Source organism: Alteribacter keqinensis (assembly GCF_003710255.1).
GTDB classification, from domain to species: domain Bacteria; phylum Bacillota; class Bacilli; order Bacillales; family Salisediminibacteriaceae; genus Alteribacter; species Alteribacter keqinensis.
Window position 1 is genome coordinate 347,638 of record NZ_RHIB01000002.1, and the last position, 17,051, is coordinate 364,688.

A 17,051-nucleotide genomic window follows, 5' to 3' on the forward strand; every position below is an offset into this window, starting at 1 on the left:
CTCCTCTGACTCTTCGGTAAACTGATGTTCACTAATGAGACCGCCACTCAATCTTTGAATATCAGACTACGATTTCGACAAAATTTGGGTGGTGTACTTTTAGAGCTGCTAATTTGGCCTCACATTAAGTCAATGTTCATAGGATAGCCTTTCATAAAAAAACGGAGCTTCGGGACACTGGCCGAAGCTCCGTTTTTTTAACCATCTGCTGCACTTATATTATCTGCATTCCGCTTAAAAAGCTGCCTTAGCCACGCTTCGCCCGCCGAGGATAACTCAGTGACATACTCCTGGCCTCTTCCTGTTTTAACCGTGCAAAAGTCATCACCAAGGTCAACCCACGAGTTCTTGTAAGCCTGGGTTAGCTGCTTGTAGAAACACTTCGGCAACAGCCATTCACTTTTGTTTCGATCTTTACTCCTTGAAAGAAGCAGACTGTCATTCAGTGCAGTAAAGTAACCGCAGCCGGGGACCTCCAAATCCTCGAACAGCCACTCTTCCGGTGTATAAATAAAATTCAGTTTCTGAAAAGCAGATTCTGTTAGATGGGGGTGGTCGCCGAGGTTATATTCCTCTGCCGCCTGAAGGGCCTTGTCATAGTTATCAATCCGCTCTTTAACCTTCATCCACCCGTAAAAATAGTGCCCAGAGTAGTGATTATGTATCGATTTAAACCCTCCGAAGAAAAGGAAAACAGAACCCGCACCAACCTCCTGCTTTAAAAGGTGCGGTGCAGCGTTGGACTGACCGAATCCCTTTCCTATCTTCAACCCGCTCCCTCTCTCCATCCACGGCGGCTCTCCAAGCATAGGGTCAAAGTGGGCTGACAGTCCCACGTCATCGATTGAACACGCTTTGCTATTTCCCATTTTAATCCGATTATGGCCCAACAGCCTTTTATACAACTCACTCAAGTTCCCGGCTTCGTACTTGGGGTTATTAAAATAATCTTCTTTAATCCGGACATCTGCATAATTGATTGTATTGGAATAATGATTCTTTTTTTCAGGAATCGGGAACCAAATATACCTGCCCGAATGATGATCATATGGAGAAAAACAACCGCTGCTGCCAGTATCAAACCCTTTTCTGCTCAGGACCAACTTCATGTGAAATCCCTCTTTTCAATTCAGGTTAACTCATCCATTCCACAATAACCTTTTTAATCCTTCCAAAGTAATGAAATTATATAACGGTTGTATCAACGAAGCACAACCACCGCCCAGCCCCCACGATCCTAAAGTCCCACCCTCAATTCACCTGGATATTGTCGATTCCAGTCACTTTATCTCCACTCATCACCCTCTATGTCTAATCATCCAAATATAACCATCTTTTTACCTACCAATAATTAGTAAATAATACATTTCTAAATATTCTGTAAATTATATATGGTTAAGTTAGTAAGGAAACCTTACTTACTCAATCCATGCTTTGAAAGGAGGTCAAAGGACGCAATCTGACATCGAACATCCAAAACTAAGGAGGTTTTTTGATTGAAGAAACCGATAATTGGCGTTTTGTTAAGTTTTTTGCTTCTCCTGTCCATCCTTATCCCTCAGGCCCCTCTTACTTCAGCCGATGATGAACCCGATCAGGATTTGTGGAAAGCCATTACTCAACTTAAAACGACAACAAGCTTTATGAATACAGGGGCTCACCCCGATGATGAAAGAAGCCACCTTCTCGCTTACTTATCCCTCAAAGAAGGGGTGCGCACGAGCAGTAACATCGCTAACCGTGGCGAAGGCGGCCAGAATGAAATCGGCCAGGAGCTTGGCAATGGTCTCGGGATTATCCGATCTGAAGAATTAATTGAAGCTTCAGAGGTGACCAATGTGGATTTGATTATTCTCAGTGAAGATACGGATGACCCGATTTATGACTTCGGATTTTCAAAGACTCCTGAAGAAACCTTTGAAGAATGGGGAGAAGAACTGACCTATGAACGTTTTATCCGCTCAATTCGTGAAGAACGGCCTGAGATCGTCTTCCCTTCCTTCCTTGATGTTGATACACAGCATGGCCACCACCGGGCCATTACGATCCTATCATTAAGAGCATTTGATGACGCTGCTGATCCATCTGTATTCCCTGAACATATGGATGAAGGATTAACACCTTGGCAGATTAAGAAAATGTACCTCCCTGCAGTTGATAACAATAACCCAACCCTATCCATAGAAGTAGGTAACGAGGTCGACCCGATTTACGGAAAAACATATGCCCAGCTTGGGGAAGAGTCCAGATACCTTCACAAAAGCCAGGGAATGGGACGCGATCTGCCGGTTGCACCCCTATATGTAAACCTCGATCTTGTGAAATCCGTCAATGATATTCCTGAGACAGAGGAGTCCATTTATGACGGCCTTGACATTACGTTTAAAGAAGCTGCCGAACAGCTTTCCGGCTCCAACAACCAGATCAGAGGCGTTCTTCTTCAAGCAGATCGCTCTCTGAATAAAGTGATTAACCAGTTTCCGGACCGCGGCCAGACGCTTCTTGCTGCACACGACGCTCTTGAAGACATCGAACATGCGATGGACCGGATCGCTTCAAGAAACATTGATCCCGAATTACAGGAAGACCTGCTGTTCAAGCTGGAAGTCAAACAAGACCAGCTGACCGAAGTCAGCCAGGTGGCCTCTTCATTGGATGTTTCTGTAGACGTGGAGAACGCTGCTCTCACAAGAGGCGGAACCTATACGGTTTCTGTACAGGCTGAGAACAATGGGGACCAGACCCTTAACGACGTCGAACTCGGATTAAATACACCTGAAGATTGGACAGTACAAGGAAGTTCCACTGCTCAATCCTTAACTCCAGGCGAAACAAATGAAGTGCAATATGAAGTGACTGTTCCTGAAGATGCTGAATTTTACCACCCGTATGCACCTTTCATCCTCTCTGCAGATGTGTCGTATGCAGTTAACGGACAAGGTGTAAATTACCACGTAAATCCTGAGGACACTGTAGCTGTTTTACCTGACGTAGCCGTTCACATTACACCCGATCAGATTTCGATCAACGAACTTGATGTGCCGGATGATGTACAGGTGGACATGACATTGACGAACTATGTAAACGGGTCGGCGGAAGCGTCAGCCTATCTTGATATTCCCGATGGATGGGAAGTCAGTCCATCAGAAGCGGAAGTTGAGTTTAGTGAACAACTGGAAACACAAAACGTAACGTTCACCCTTTCTCCTCCGGAAGAGAACGTTGATGACGAATTCAATGTAGAAGGACTTGTGGATGTGAACGGCAGTACGTTCAACACCACGGTGCAGCTGATCGATTACGATCACATCCGAACGCAGTATTACCTTTATGATGCAGAAGCTTCGGGCATTTCCTTTGATCTGGCCATCCCGGATGGGTTAAAAGTCGGCTACATTGACAGCGGGTTTGACCGTATCCCTGAGTACCTGCAAAACATCGGGATTGACTTAACCCTTCTCACAGACGAGGAAATTGCCAATGGCGACCTTTCAGAGTACACCACGATCGTTCAGGGAATCCGATCCTTCCGAGGCCGTGATATCCTGGCACAGGAAAACGACCGGCTGCTCAACTTTGTAAATAATGGCGGCCACCTGATTGTGCAGTATCATACACCAAATGACGGCTGGGATGATGCGAAGCACGCACCGTACCCAATCGAAATCGGTGTACCGTCGATTCGCTGGAGAGTGACAGATAAAAACTCAGACGTTGACATCTTTAACCCTGAGCATGAACTCTTCACCTACCCAAATGCGATCTCCGATTCCGACTGGGAAGGCTGGGTTCAGGAACGGGCACTCTATTTTCCGATGAGCTGGGATGACAGGTACGAAACCTTTATCGGTATGAAAGATCCCGTTGACCCTGAGCCATATACAAGCGGCATTCTGATGGCAGAGTATGGTGAGGGAACCTACATGCATACGAACCTGGTCTGGTACCGTCAGATTCAAGGTCAGGTTCCTGGCGGCTACCGCTTATTTACCAACCTGATGAGCTATCCATTAGCTGCCGAAGAATAAACCAACAGCTCTAAAGGGTGTTCTTTAAGTCCAAACTTAAGGAACACCCTGCTGTTTTGTAAATTCAGTAATAAACTAAATATTTATAAAATTAAAAATATTAATTGACAAATATTAGCCAAAACCCTAACATATAGTTAAGTTAGTAAAGTTTACGAACTAACACACTAACAACAATCTACTCATCAAGTGCAAGGGGCCATGCTTATGAACCTAAAAAAAACAAGCACGCCTAACTACCTGAAATACCTGAATAAAAAGAAGATCCTGAGATATGTGCGGGAAAATGATGAACGCTCCCGTGCCGACATTGCGCTCGCCCTCTCGATCAGTAAGCCTACGGTCTCCTCGATTGTAGATGAGCTGATCGAAGACGGCTGGATCGAAGAAAAAGACAGCCTAGTTGCCAGTTCTTCGGGCGGAAGGAAACCTGTTCACTTATCTTTCAGCCCCGACTCCCGCCTTATAGCAGGAGTAGATATTGGCGGAACGTATGTAGAAATAGGGATCTTGAACCTGAATGGTACGATCCTTGCCAAAGATCGTTTTGAAACGCAACCCGCTCTGAAGAACAACATCATCAGGAAAGTTGGTGATTGTATTCTCAAGCTTCTCGGGGAGATCAACAGAACCCCGGAGCATGTAATGGCTGTAGGAGTAGGAGCACCAGGTATTACCGATACCGACAAAGGCACCGTTCTTGAGGCACCGAGTCTCGGGTGGATTGATTATCCCCTGAAAGAAGCTGTCGAAAATGAACTTGGTCTACCTGTTTATATTGATAACGATGTGAATGTCGGTGTTCTCGGTGAGCAATGGAAAGGGAAAGCCAAAAATGCAGACCATCTGATTCTCATTACCCTTGGTACCGGGGTCGGTTGCGGCATCATTGTCAATGGCAGCCTATACAGAGGCTCTTCTTTCGCGGCCGGCGAAATCGGCTATATGGTAACGGATAAAAATGAAGCAAATGAAGAATATGATGAGATTTTTGAAGGCTACGGATTTCTCGACAGTCATGTAGGCGGCCCCTCAATTGTAAAGCGGATGAAGAAAAAGCTTGAGGAGCCAGACTATCATGGTACTTACGACAGTGAAAACCTGTCAGCGAAAACCATCTTTCAACTCGCTAAAGACGAAGATCCGATTGCCACTGAAGTGATAAAGGAAACAGTCGATCACATCGCCTATGCACTGGTCAACGTCGTATGCATTTTCAACCCTCAATGTGTGATCCTGGGCGGCGGGATTTCAAAGTCAGGTGGCTGGTTTCTTCCCCGAGTGAAAGAAGTATTAAGCAGACACCTTCCGCTTCAGACCGAAATTTCAGTAACAGAACTTGAGAATGTGTCCGTAATCGGAGCCGGAGCCCTCTGTTTAAAAGAACACGAATCATTACTTAAAAGTGAAGGAGTCATGTAGCATGACATCTCGATCACCTCTTTATATTCAAGACACTTTGAATCCTTTATTTGATTTTACAAAAGAGCATTTTTATACGTATATCATGGAAGTGAATCTTGCTCACGTGATGATGCTTAATTCAACAAAAATCCTCTCCGACCAGGATGCAGGCACGATATTGGAAGCCACACTTGCTCTTAAAAGAAAAGGATATGAAAAAGAATACAATCCTCAGTTTGAAGACCTTTTCTTTATGATTGAACATGACCTGGCCCAGGAGATTGGTGACGATCTGGTCGGGAATATGCACCTTGCCTTCAGCCGTAACGATATGGATACCACAATCTTCCGAATGCTGTGGCGGCAAAAGACAGCGGAATGGATCGATAAATTAATTGACATGAGAACGCTTCTGCTGGAATTGGCAGAAGAACATAAACACACCATCATGCCTGCCCACACACATAACCAGCAAGCACAGCCGACAACACTGGCTCATTACCTTTTGGCTGCTGAGCAGAACCTCAAACGCGACACCGAAAGAGGCATCGCTCTCTATGACAGAATAAACGTGTCTCCAATGGGGGCCTGCGCCCTTTCCACTACAGGCTTTCCGATTGACAGACAGCAGATAAGTGATCAGCTTGGCTTCTCCTCACCTATGACAAACTCCTATGACGCCATTTCCGCATCAGACTTCATGCTCGAATTTGGAAGCGCTTTATCTATATCCCTAAGTACGTTGTCACGCTTCGTCTATGACTTAATGTTTATGGCTACAAGCGAAGTCAGCACGCTCAAACTTAACGATCAGCATGTACAGACATCGAGTATTATGCCTCAAAAACGAAACCCATCCGCTCTGGAACATACACGCGCTTCAATCAGCAAAGCAATCGGAAACCTTCAAAGCTGTTTTACAGTAGCCCACAGCATCCCACTCGGAGATATCGTGGACATTGGAGATGACATCCAGCCTGTACTGATGTCGGGCTTTACCAGCGCAAACAACATTCTCTCCATCTTAAATGAAATTCTGGAGCATGCCACCTTTGAAAAAGAGACCTTATATGAACGCACCAGGGAAGGATTTTCAACAGTGACTGAACTGGCAGACGTACTGGTGAGAAACCACCATATCTCCTTCCGCTCAGCCCATAAGGTTGTCAGCTCCCTTGTGAGTCACCTAAACAGGGAGGATTCTGATATCCGCAGTGGAGATGCCCGGCTTGTCTGCACCATCGCAAAAGAAACCATCGGTGCTGATCTCTCCCTGACTGAGGATGAATACAAAAAAGCCATAGATCCGGCTTCTTTCATTGAAGTAAGAAATGTTAAAGGCGGTCCTTCTCCTCATGCAGTAAAGGAGCAGATTAAAGAGTGCAAAGCGAAGGCTGACAAGGATTCAGAATGGGTTATGGAAACTTTCCACAGCCTGCGTGATTATGCCAGTCGTCTTGAAAAATCCGCTGAGCTGTGTGTAAAGAATAACTATTCAGTTTAAAACAAGGGGGATATAAAAATGAAAAAGGGATTATTGAGTGCAGGCTTACTCTCACTGGCTGTTCTGGCCGCAGCATGCGGGGATGCAGAAACAGATGGTGCAACCGAGGAAAATGGAGAAAACGGAGAATCCGGTGACGAAGATGTGGTTGAGATTGAATACTGGCAATATCATTTCGATTCAAAAGTTACATTAATCGATGATCTGATTGAAGAGTTTGAAGCCGAGAACCCCGACATTAAAGTATCGCAGACCACCTTCCCCTATGACCAATTTAATGAGCGGGTAGCAGCGCAGGTCCCTGCAGGACGAGGTCCGGATGTGATTAATCTATTCTACGGATGGGTTCCCCGTTATGTAGATTCCGGTTACCTGCAGCCGCTGCCTCAGGATGCTTTTCCACATGATGAAATTGAAGATGAGTTTTTCCCGATGGTTGAATCCGTCAAGCTCGATGACGAGTATTGGACGATTCCAACAGCCGTAAGAACCATTGCACTCTTTTACAATAAAGACATGTTTGAAGAAGCCGGACTTGACCCGGATCAGCCACCACAAACGTGGGACGAACTTGTGGAGTACTCCATCCAGCTCACAGAAAGAGATGACAACGGACGTCTTCGTCAGGCAGGAATGGCCTGGGAGCCTAGCCAGCAAGGACACCACTGGTTCCGTGATGCCCTTATTTACCAGGCAGGCGGTGAAGGGTTAAGTGAGGACCGCCGCACGATTCTCTGGGATGAAAGCCCTGCAGGCCTGGAGGCATTCAAGTACTGGCTCGACTTCCCAATGACGCATGAAGTTGCCGAACGAGACTTTTACACCGATGACGTAACCGCGTTTATGACAGGAAACGCTGCTATGAATATTGACGGCTCATTCCGTGTTGGTACGCTTCAGGCAGACGCACCAGACTTAAACTACGCGATTGCTCCACTGCCGGCAAAAGACGAGCAATCAACACAGGCATCATTCTGGAGTAACGGAATCACACGAAACGTTGAAGGAGAAAAGCTCGATGCCTCTGTTAAGTTCCTTCAGTTCCTCACAAGTGACGACGTAATGGAGCGCTGGCTCGAAGCAACAGGAGAGCTGCCTGCTAAAGAAAGTGTAGCCCTGCAGGATGAATACCTGGAGCACGATTTATACGGGGCATTCATTGAGCAGCTCCCATATGCCAACGCCCACTTCTTTGTGGATGAAAGCCGCGAACGCGACCTTGCCATCCAGGCAGTAGACCGTGTCCTGCTTCAAGGGGTCGAACCGGAAGAAGCATTCGAAGAGTTTGTTGAATCTACTCAGGAACTCTTTGATGACTATTGGGAAAACCGCTGACACTACTCGAAAGGCCGGCCTTTGAGTCGGCCTTTCTTCTAACAGGAGGTCCTTTTCATGGCTGACACATCACTGGAAACCAATCAACCACTGAAACCAAAAGCTAAAAAGCCGCGTTCACGGCTCACCCTTAAACAAAGCAAATACATGTTTGTTTATTTGTGTTTGCTCGTGCCGCTCATCTTTTACGTGACGATCCGCTTCATACCAACGCTGTATACGTTCAACATCGGCTTTCATGAGTGGAATATCCTCTCTCCTGAAAAGCCCTTTGTAGGGATGGATAATTACGTTGCTCTGTTTCAGGATCCGGTATTCAGAAAGTCCTTATTCAATACGTTTATCTTCATCGCCTTTGGTGTAACCGGACAAGTCGTTATCGGTTTAGGCGTGGCCTTGCTGCTGCAGCGCATCAACACGTTCGTCGGTATTTTCAGGGTGATTTATTTCATTCCCTATGTAACCAGCATTGTAGCCGTAAGCTGGGTTTTCCGCTGGCTGTTTATGAACAACGGGTTTGTCAACGAGATGCTTACAAACCTCGGACTGCCTGCACAACTGTTCTTAAACTCACCCAATCAGGCCATTTATATCATAATCGCCACCATGGTCTGGCAGGCACTCGGTTTTCAGATGGTCATCTTCCTTGCGGGCCTCGAAAATATTCCGAAGACTTTTTATGAAGCAGCAGAAGTGGACGGAGCCAGCAGCTGGCATAAATTTAAATCCATCACCCTCCCGCTGCTCAATCCAACGATTGTCTTCTCCGTTGTTATCGGAAGTATCAACTTTATTCAGGTATCCTTTACACAGGTTGTGAACATGAGTGTCGACAGCGCGGGCGGACCGCTCCAATCAACCCTTACAATCGTGGTTTACATTTACCAGCTTGCATTCAGACAGTTCAGTATGGGTATGGCTTCCGCCGCCACTGTTGTTCTGTTCCTGATCGTCCTGGCGATCACTGTGATTCAAATGAAAGTGCTGTCGAAGAAATTTGACTACTAGAGGGGAGTGCACATAGATGAATAAACGAGCAAAATCGATCATCGTATATACATTATTGATCTTAGGATCCATCCTCATGATCTTTCCGTTTATCTGGATGGTTTCCACTTCCCTCAAGACACCTCTTGAAGTGTATTCCCTGAGCATCATTCCGGATAATCCGACATTCGAGAACTACCGGAGAATCTTTCAGGACACGTTGTTTGGAAAGTGGTTTATTAATAGTTTAATTATCGCCGTTCTCACCACAATCAGCGTAGCTTTCTTTGACACACTGGTGGGCTACATTATCGCTAAATTTCAATTTATCGGAAAAACAATCATCTTCATTGCGATTCTCAGTACATTAATGGTACCAACAGAAATGCTCATTATTCCATGGTACCTCATGAGTTCCGAATTCGGTTGGACCGATAACTACTGGGGCCTGCTCTTTCCCGGTCTTATGACAGGATTTGGCGTGTTCTTAATGAAGCAGTTCATGCAATCCATCCCGGACGATCTTCTGGACGCAGCCCGGGTAGACGGTTTGGGAGAATTCAAGATTTTCTGGAAGATTGCCATTCCGCAAGTCTGGCCGGCAATATCCGCCCTTTGTATCTTCACATTCCTGAGTAACTGGAACGCCTTCCTCTGGCCGCTCATCGTTCTTGAGTCACCGGAGATTTTCACACTCCCTGTAGGTCTCTCCTACTTCGCATCAGGAGAGTTCGAATCCCGCTGGGAGCTGATCATGGCAGGTGCTACCATCACCGCTCTGCCATTGATTCTCGTATTCTTCTTCCTGCAGAAACATATTATTAAGGGAATTACGCTTACGGGGATGAAATAAAAATCAGAGGCTTAACCTTTAGGGGTTAAGTCTTTTTTGTGGAGCCTGGGGTGATGAGAGGTGATAATCATGCTTTGTGTAAAGATATTCCGGTTTTGTATTAAGATTTGCCGGCTGAATTTTAATTTATGACGGATTTATATTAAGATAACCAGATTCCCATCCAATTAACTTCCATTTAGTTAACCTCTCTCCTCTCGCTCTTCCCTTCAAGCCTCCAGACCTTATGAAGAAAATAAAACACCGAACAAGATTCCTCTGCCGGCTGTCTCGGGCTTTCCTTTGTCATAACCACCCTCACCAAACCAAAAGTCCTCCTCAAATGTACTGCCTTTTATTCGGCTTAGTGTTTCTTTTTAAACAACTTGGTGGAATGACCTTTTTTACTGTGACAAACTGCCCCAGTATATTCTATTTTTCTACATAAACAGCTGTGGTTTTTAGGCTGGTAGTGCTGAAGAATGGTTTTTTATTAATAAAAAGGTATTTTTATGTAAATAAAGAAAGGTTGATCAAGGCTTATAAAAAAGCCAATCCATATTGGAGGAGGAATAAGTAAATGAAGAAGATTTTTTCAGCGTTTTTAAGCATCATGCTCATGACCTCGTTTGCAGGGGTGAACCACACGCATGCAGAGGGGGATCCCGATTCATCGGAAAACGTAGATAACATTATTTTCTTAATACCAGATGGTTTTTCAGCCTCACATGCCACCAATTACCGCCACTATAAAGGAGAGTACACCATTTTTGATGAAACGCTAGTGGGGATGATGCAGACCACATCAGCGGATAACAGGGTTACAGATTCAGCGGCGGCCGGGACCGCAATGGCTACCGGTGTTAAAACAAACAATGAAATGCTTGGGGTCGACCCGGATGGAAACGAGCTTCACTCTATTTTAAAAGCTGCCACTCAGCATGGAAAGGCGTCGGGACTGGTCGCTACTTCAACGATCACTCATGCGACTCCGGCTGCGTTTGCTGCGAATGTCCTGTCCAGGGAAAGTGAAGCGGAAATTGCTCCTCAGTTGATCGGAGAAGTCGATGTTCTCCTGGGCGGCGGAAAGGACTTCTTTTTGCCTGAAAAAGAAGGCGGCCATCATGAGGATGTAAACCTGATTGCAGAGGCAGAGGAACTGGGATACACATTTATTGAAAACCGGGATCAGTTGTTAGGGGCAGACAGTGGTAAGCTGCTTGGACTGTTTGCGGGAGAGGGTATGGCTCCTGAGCTTGACAGAGATGAAGCAGTGGAACCGAGCCTTGCTGAGATGACGGAAGTCGCCATTGAATCGTTACGCAATAATGAGGACGGCTTCTTCCTGATGGTTGAAGGAAGCCAGATTGACTGGGCAAGCCACGCCCATGATTCGCCATGGATCTTAAAAGATACGGAAGCCTTTGAAGCAGCCGTAGAAGCAGCTGTTGCGTTTGCTGAAGAGGATGAAAATACACTTGTGGTTATTGCAGGTGACCACGATACAGCAGGCATGTCCGTCGGCGGTTATGACGAATATGAAAGTAACGTTGATATTTTGCACGGCGTCACAGCTACCGGGGATTATATGGCCGAACAGCTGGACGAGAACAGAGATAACATAGCAGACGTGCTTCAAACCTATGCGAACATAGAACCGACCGACGAGGAGCTGTCAGTCATTGCCGAAGCAGAAGAGCCAAACATCGCAATCAACCGGGTCATCAGTGAACGGGCATTCGTCGGGTTCACCAGCGATGCTCATACCGGTGTAGATGTCCCCCTTTATGCATTTGGAAAACACTCAGAGAAATTCCATGGGTTCCTCGATAATACAGACCTTCCTTTCTTAATGGCCGAGGCCATGGGCATTGACTTCGACCCTTATGACAACGTCCAGGAAGGCGGCGAATTGCCAGTAACCGCTACGAACAGTCCGACTTTCGCTCTCTTTGGTCTTGTCCTCGCCCTCATGTCCGCAGGGGGACTGGTTTATTTCCGTTTTACAAGGAAAGTCAAAGAGGAATAATTACTTCTCAGCCGGTGCCAGGCACTGTGTGTAATGCTGCACACAGTGCCTGGCACCGAATAATTACCCTACTTCCCTCACAAAAAAGGCACCACTGCAACATTGCACAGTGATACCTCAACACAAAAACAAGAGTCTTATAAATACTTTCTATACTAAAGAAATACGCGACTTCTCCTCACTGTTCGCGAAAAACCCACTCCCTGCCCCTAACGCTCCGATTTCAGAGCTGAACCTTGATCTATGTAATTGAACGCTTCCTTTAAGTCCGTTCATAAGATACGTATCGACTGTTTCCCGAATCCGTTCAAACAAATACTCTCCCGACTGCATAACCCCTCCTCCTAAGACAATAGAAGTCGAGTTGAACAGGTGGACGAGGTTTACAAGCCCCATTCCAAGGTGATAACCAGCATGATCCAGTACTTCCCGGCAAACCACATCTCCGTCATCAGCCATTTCATTGATCTCACGCATGGAAATGCGGCCACTCAAGCCGCGTTTTTCTGCGACTGATTGTTCCATTGCTGGTCCAGAGGTGTACAACTCGAGACAGCCACGATGACCGCAGCCACAACGCTCCCCATGCACATTCACCGAGATATGCCCGAATTCACCCGCATTGTCACTGAACCCGCGGATCAGCTTTCCGTGTGAGATGATCCCCGCACCAACACCTGTGCCGATCGTAACATAGGCTAAGTGTTCCGCTTTTTTATGGCCCCACGTATACTCTGCAACGGCGGCAGCATTGGCATCGTTATACAACTTCACAGGAATGTTAAAGTGATTCTTGAGCGCTTCGCCGATTGCACAATGTTCAAGCCCCAAATTCTGTGCAAACACGATTTTCTTCTCTTCAGAGTCTATAATGCCTGCTGTAGCAATACCAATTCCCTTAATCGAGGAGAGTTCTTCTCCCGATGTATCGAGAACCTCCTCGATTACCTGGACCACATACTCCGGAAACCGATCCCCTTTAAAAGGTTCGACTGGGTATTTTTTTTGGTAAGTTATCTTACCTTTTTCATTTACAACAGCAGCAAGAATCTTCGTGCCACCCACATCTAAACCAATCGCTTTCTTCAATGACTAAACACCCCTTACCGTTCGAGAACGACACCTTTTTTCGAAGCTGAGGCTTCATAAGCCGCCAAGGCGACACGAAGTGCTTCATATCCGTCACGCGCAGTTACTGATGGTTCTTTACCTTCTCTTACATGAGACATAAATCCTTGAATCATCTCTTTGTCCATGTCATCTCCCCATGACTCCCATGATGTGCCGTTCTCATTGGAATAGACATGCAGACGCTGGCCAAACGCATCGATTTTAAGGTTTCCCTGTGTTCCGACAACCTCCAGGACCACATCACCCCAAGTAGGGTACTTTTCATTTCTGGACCAGCTGCAGTCAAGGGTAGCAAATGCGCCACTTTCAAATTCCAGTGTTAAAAGACCGGCATCTTCCACCCCAGGTGTACCAAACAGGTTTCCTGTTTCCGCATGAACGGACTTCACTTCAGAGCCTGTATACCATCTCATGATATCCGTAACATGAACAGTATGGTCCATTACGGCACCGCCGCCTGCAAGCTCCTTGTCATTAAACCACCCGCCCGGGTTTGTGCCTCTGTTCAGCCCTTTCATGGCTAAAATGGTACCGAGTGCACCGCTTTCCACAATGCGTTTCCCTTCAAGAACAGGAGTATTATATCTGACCGGAAAGGCTGTTTGAAACAACACACCCTCTTCCTTACAAACCTTCATAATTTTTCTTCCGTCTTCAAGGGTGGTCGCAATCGGCTTTTCACACAAAATATGCTTCTTGGCTTTCGCAGCCTTGACCACGTGATCAACATGTCGGGAGTTTTCTGATGTAATAATCACAGCTTCCACTTCAGAATGGAGAAGGGCGTCGACGGAACTGTAAAACTCAGTGTTAAATGTATCTGCAAACTCTTTTCCTTTTTCAGGATCTTCTTCGTAAGCAATCCCTGTCAAATTAACATCCGGAATTGAACTAATCGCTTTTGCATATCCCACAGCATGAAGGTGGGCAAAACTAATAATGCCTATATTCACTATGATCACCCCGCTATTAAGCTAAATTTATGATAACGTTACCGGTTCCTTTGTCTTAATAGATTCGAGTACAGCATGAGCAATTTTCAACGCCTCGCATGCATCATCTGCTGTAACCAGAGGTATTTCACCGGTTTTCCAGCATTCAATAAAATGCTTCAGTTCCAGATAGTATGGATCGTCCACAACCGGACTTTTCGGTACCATCACTCCTCCTTCAGAAAGGCTTACCTTCCGTTGTTCCAGTTCAACCGAAGCATTACGGCTGTTCGGAAGTTCTAGAACACCATCTTCACCGGCTATTTCCAGAGCCGTCGAAAAGCCTTCGTGAGCCCAGCTCCCTTCCACATGGGCCATCACACCATTTTTAAAGACGATCGTTGCCAGCGCATAGTCAAGTCCTTTTTCCACATATTCAAGAAGGCCTCTGGCAGTGACACGCTCTACTTCGCCAAAACACCACCTTAAAAAGTCAAAGTCATGGATAATCATATCGAGAACAAGCCCTCCGCTGTTTTCCGGATCTGCATACCAGTTTTCACGTCCCTGAGGGAACGCTCCACCGCGGAATGTGCGGGCAATACAAGGTTTTCCGACCGCCCCTTCTTCAACACGCTTTTTAACGTATGAGTACTCGTGGAAAAAGCGGACCACATGGCCAACAAAAAGCTTAACGTCTTTTTCTTCACAGTAGTCGACCAGTTCCCGTGCTTCTTCTACTGTCCGCGCCAGTGGTTTTTCGCATATAATCGATTTCCCGGCATCCGCTGCAAGCTTCGCTACTCTTGAGTGCAGCGGAGTCGGCAGACAAATATCAATCAAGTCAAATTCAAGTCCGCTTTCAATAAGCTCCTCCACACTGGTAAACCCTTTTGAGTTATACGCTCTCACCATTGCATCCAGGGCTTTTTCATCTTTATCTACGATACCGGCAATCGTCACATCATCCATCTTTGAATATGCACCTGCGTGTACACCGCCCATTGTTCCAGTACCTACTAATACAATTTTAACCAACGACAAGCACTCCTTCCTTCTTTAGCCTTTTATGGCTCCTGCAGTAAACCCTTGGACAAAGTACTTTTGCACAAAGGCAAACATGATGGCAATCGGAACGGTGGCAATAATACTTGCTGCCATCATTTCATGCCAGTAGATTGTATTCTGACCCGCGAAATCCGTTAACGCCAGACTTACGGGGCGTAACGATGAATCCGTAATATAAATAAGTGGAATCAGCAAGTCATTCCAGCTCCATATGTACGAATAGATCGCAGCCATGGCAATTCCCGGTGCCGATAACGGGATTACAATACGAATGATTCCCTTCACACGTGAACAGCCGTCCACAAATGCCGCTTCCTCCAGCTCTTCGGGAATGTTTTTTAAAAACCCGTGAAGCAGCCACACCGACAACGGTATTGTAAAGGCACAGTTTGTAATCACAATCCCTGTTAAAGTATTAAGCAGCTGATATGCCTGAATCTGCTGGTACAGTCCGACAATCAGAACAACCGGCGAAAACATCTGGGTCATGAGAACGATAAACAAAAGCCATCCCCGGCCGATAAACGTAAATTTGGCAATGGCGTAAGCCGCAGGAAATGCGAGTAAAATCGTCAGAACAACCGTCGATGCACCGATAATTAAGCTGTTAAAAAACGGACCGCTAAAGTTATATCTTCCACTCCACACCTCAGCATAGTTGATCCACTGAGGGTTCTCTTTAATCAGGCTCGGCGGCCACGACATTGCCCCTTGGAATGTTTCAAGGGATGTGGAGAAAGCAACAATGACTGGCGCCATCAGGATAAGAAAAAAGGTGATCAACGCACCATGAACTGCACCTCTTTTTAACCATTTAGACTTTTGGCCTGACATAGGAATCCCCCTTTCATTACATTTCTCCTTGTTTCATTAACAATCGCTTGTACATATACGTAAAGATCATTAAGAAGATGAAAATAACAACAGCTACAGCCCCACCCATACCTAAATCAAAAGCACCAAAGGAACGTACGTAAGCATCTACCACCAGGGTTCTTGTACTCTCAAGCGGGCCCCCACGGGTCATCGGCCAGATAACACCGAAGGAATTGAACGTCCAGATCGTCGAAAGCGTGACCGCAACCAGAACGACCGGCTTCATCATCGGTAAAATGACTTTGCCGAGAAGCTGCATCCCATTGGCTCCGTCCATTCGGGCTGCCTCTTTTACCTCTTCAGGAATCGCCTGTAATCCTGCCATAAAGACAAGAATCATAAACGGCAGTCCGAGCCACATATCTGCTATAGCCGTGGCGATAAATGCTGTTGCAGCCTGGCCGAGCCAGATGATGTTTTCCTGAATGATCCCGACCGTCAGCAAGAGGTAGTTTACGGTACCGAACTGACCGTCAAACATCCACCGGAAGGATACCGCAGCAACAACCATCGGTGTCACCCAAGGAACCATTAACAGGAACATATATACTTTCTTAAACCCAATCGGCTTACTGAGGAGCAGGGCAATACCGAACCCGATGAGGACTTTTCCACCAACGGATAAGCTCGTCCAGCCGACAGTTCTCGCTACTGTGTTCCAAAATTCAGCGGAAGTCATGAGCGTCCAGTAGTTTGACAGACCGATAAACTCCACGCCCAAATCCGGCCGGGTCAGAATGTTTTGTGTAAATGAGAGATAAATGACACGGCTAATCGGATAGCCGATCATGATAAGCATAAAGAGGATCATTGGCAGTAAGTAAAGTAAAGGCGATTTCTCCAGTGAAAAAAGTTTCCTTAAACCGCCATGTCGTTTCGAGCTCTTTTCCTGCCTTTGGGACGTCACTGTTTCCACATGACCCCT

Annotated in this window: 13 protein-coding genes; 7 read left to right on the forward strand and 6 right to left on the reverse strand. The window is 46.2% G+C overall.

The window, feature by feature from the left end; all coding sequences use genetic code 11:
• Positions 1 to 197: 197 nt before the first annotated feature.
• Positions 198 to 1,109, reverse strand: a complete 912-nt coding sequence (locus tag EBO34_RS13170) for an Nmad3 family putative nucleotide modification protein (protein ID WP_122899292.1) — start codon at positions 1,107 to 1,109, stop codon at positions 198 to 200.
• A 387-nt stretch (positions 1,110 to 1,496) separates the two neighbouring features.
• Here EBO34_RS13170 and EBO34_RS13175 point away from each other — a divergent pair, with 387 nt between their 5' ends.
• From EBO34_RS13175 to EBO34_RS13205, 7 genes are all read left to right on the forward strand, one after another.
• Entirely contained in the window at positions 1,497 to 4,028 is a 2,532-nt protein-coding gene (locus tag EBO34_RS13175; RefSeq protein WP_122899294.1) for an NEW3 domain-containing protein, read from the forward strand.
• A gap of 207 nt (positions 4,029 to 4,235) precedes the next feature.
• Complete coding sequence (locus EBO34_RS13180) at positions 4,236 to 5,450, forward strand: ROK family transcriptional regulator (protein ID WP_183163873.1); 1,215 nt, start codon at positions 4,236 to 4,238, stop codon at positions 5,448 to 5,450.
• A 1-nt stretch (position 5,451) separates the two neighbouring features.
• Positions 5,452 to 6,936, forward strand: a complete 1,485-nt coding sequence (argH, locus tag EBO34_RS13185) for an argininosuccinate lyase (protein WP_122899297.1) — start codon at positions 5,452 to 5,454, stop codon at positions 6,934 to 6,936.
• 18 nt (positions 6,937 to 6,954) lie between these two features.
• Positions 6,955 to 8,271: a sugar ABC transporter substrate-binding protein gene (locus tag EBO34_RS13190; RefSeq protein ID WP_122899299.1), complete on the forward strand. Its 1,317-nt coding sequence runs from the start codon at positions 6,955 to 6,957 to the stop codon at positions 8,269 to 8,271.
• 57 nt (positions 8,272 to 8,328) lie between these two features.
• The gene (locus EBO34_RS13195) at positions 8,329 to 9,279 is read left to right on the forward strand and encodes a carbohydrate ABC transporter permease (RefSeq protein WP_122899301.1); all 951 of its coding nucleotides are present in this window, start codon (positions 8,329 to 8,331) and stop codon (positions 9,277 to 9,279) included.
• Between the two features lie 16 nt (positions 9,280 to 9,295).
• Positions 9,296 to 10,111: a carbohydrate ABC transporter permease gene (locus EBO34_RS13200; RefSeq protein WP_122899303.1), complete on the forward strand. Its 816-nt coding sequence runs from the start codon at positions 9,296 to 9,298 to the stop codon at positions 10,109 to 10,111.
• 559 nt (positions 10,112 to 10,670) lie between these two features.
• A complete protein-coding gene (locus EBO34_RS13205) occupies positions 10,671 to 12,119 on the forward strand; it encodes an alkaline phosphatase (RefSeq protein ID WP_122899305.1) in 1,449 nt (482 codons plus the stop codon).
• Between the two features lie 150 nt (positions 12,120 to 12,269).
• Here the strand turns inward: EBO34_RS13205 and EBO34_RS13210 are convergent, their stop codons facing one another.
• The 5 genes from EBO34_RS13210 to EBO34_RS13230 are packed head-to-tail and all read right to left on the reverse strand — an operon-like array spanning position 12,270 to position 17,042.
• A complete protein-coding gene (locus tag EBO34_RS13210) occupies positions 12,270 to 13,208 on the reverse strand; it encodes an ROK family protein (protein ID WP_122899307.1) in 939 nt (312 codons plus the stop codon).
• Positions 13,209 to 13,222: 14 nt separating this feature from the next.
• Positions 13,223 to 14,203: a Gfo/Idh/MocA family protein gene (locus tag EBO34_RS13215; protein WP_122899309.1), complete on the reverse strand. Its 981-nt coding sequence runs from the start codon at positions 14,201 to 14,203 to the stop codon at positions 13,223 to 13,225.
• Between the two features lie 27 nt (positions 14,204 to 14,230).
• Positions 14,231 to 15,220, reverse strand: coding sequence for a Gfo/Idh/MocA family protein (locus EBO34_RS13220; RefSeq protein ID WP_122899311.1), 990 nt, complete (start codon positions 15,218 to 15,220; stop codon positions 14,231 to 14,233).
• Between the two features lie 21 nt (positions 15,221 to 15,241).
• On the reverse strand, positions 15,242 to 16,084 hold the full coding sequence (locus tag EBO34_RS13225; RefSeq protein WP_122899313.1) for a carbohydrate ABC transporter permease: 843 nt from the start codon (positions 16,082 to 16,084) through the stop codon (positions 15,242 to 15,244).
• A gap of 16 nt (positions 16,085 to 16,100) precedes the next feature.
• A complete protein-coding gene (locus EBO34_RS13230; protein WP_122899314.1) occupies positions 16,101 to 17,042 on the reverse strand; it encodes a carbohydrate ABC transporter permease in 942 nt (313 codons plus the stop codon).
• Between the last annotated feature and the right edge of the window lie 9 nt (positions 17,043 to 17,051).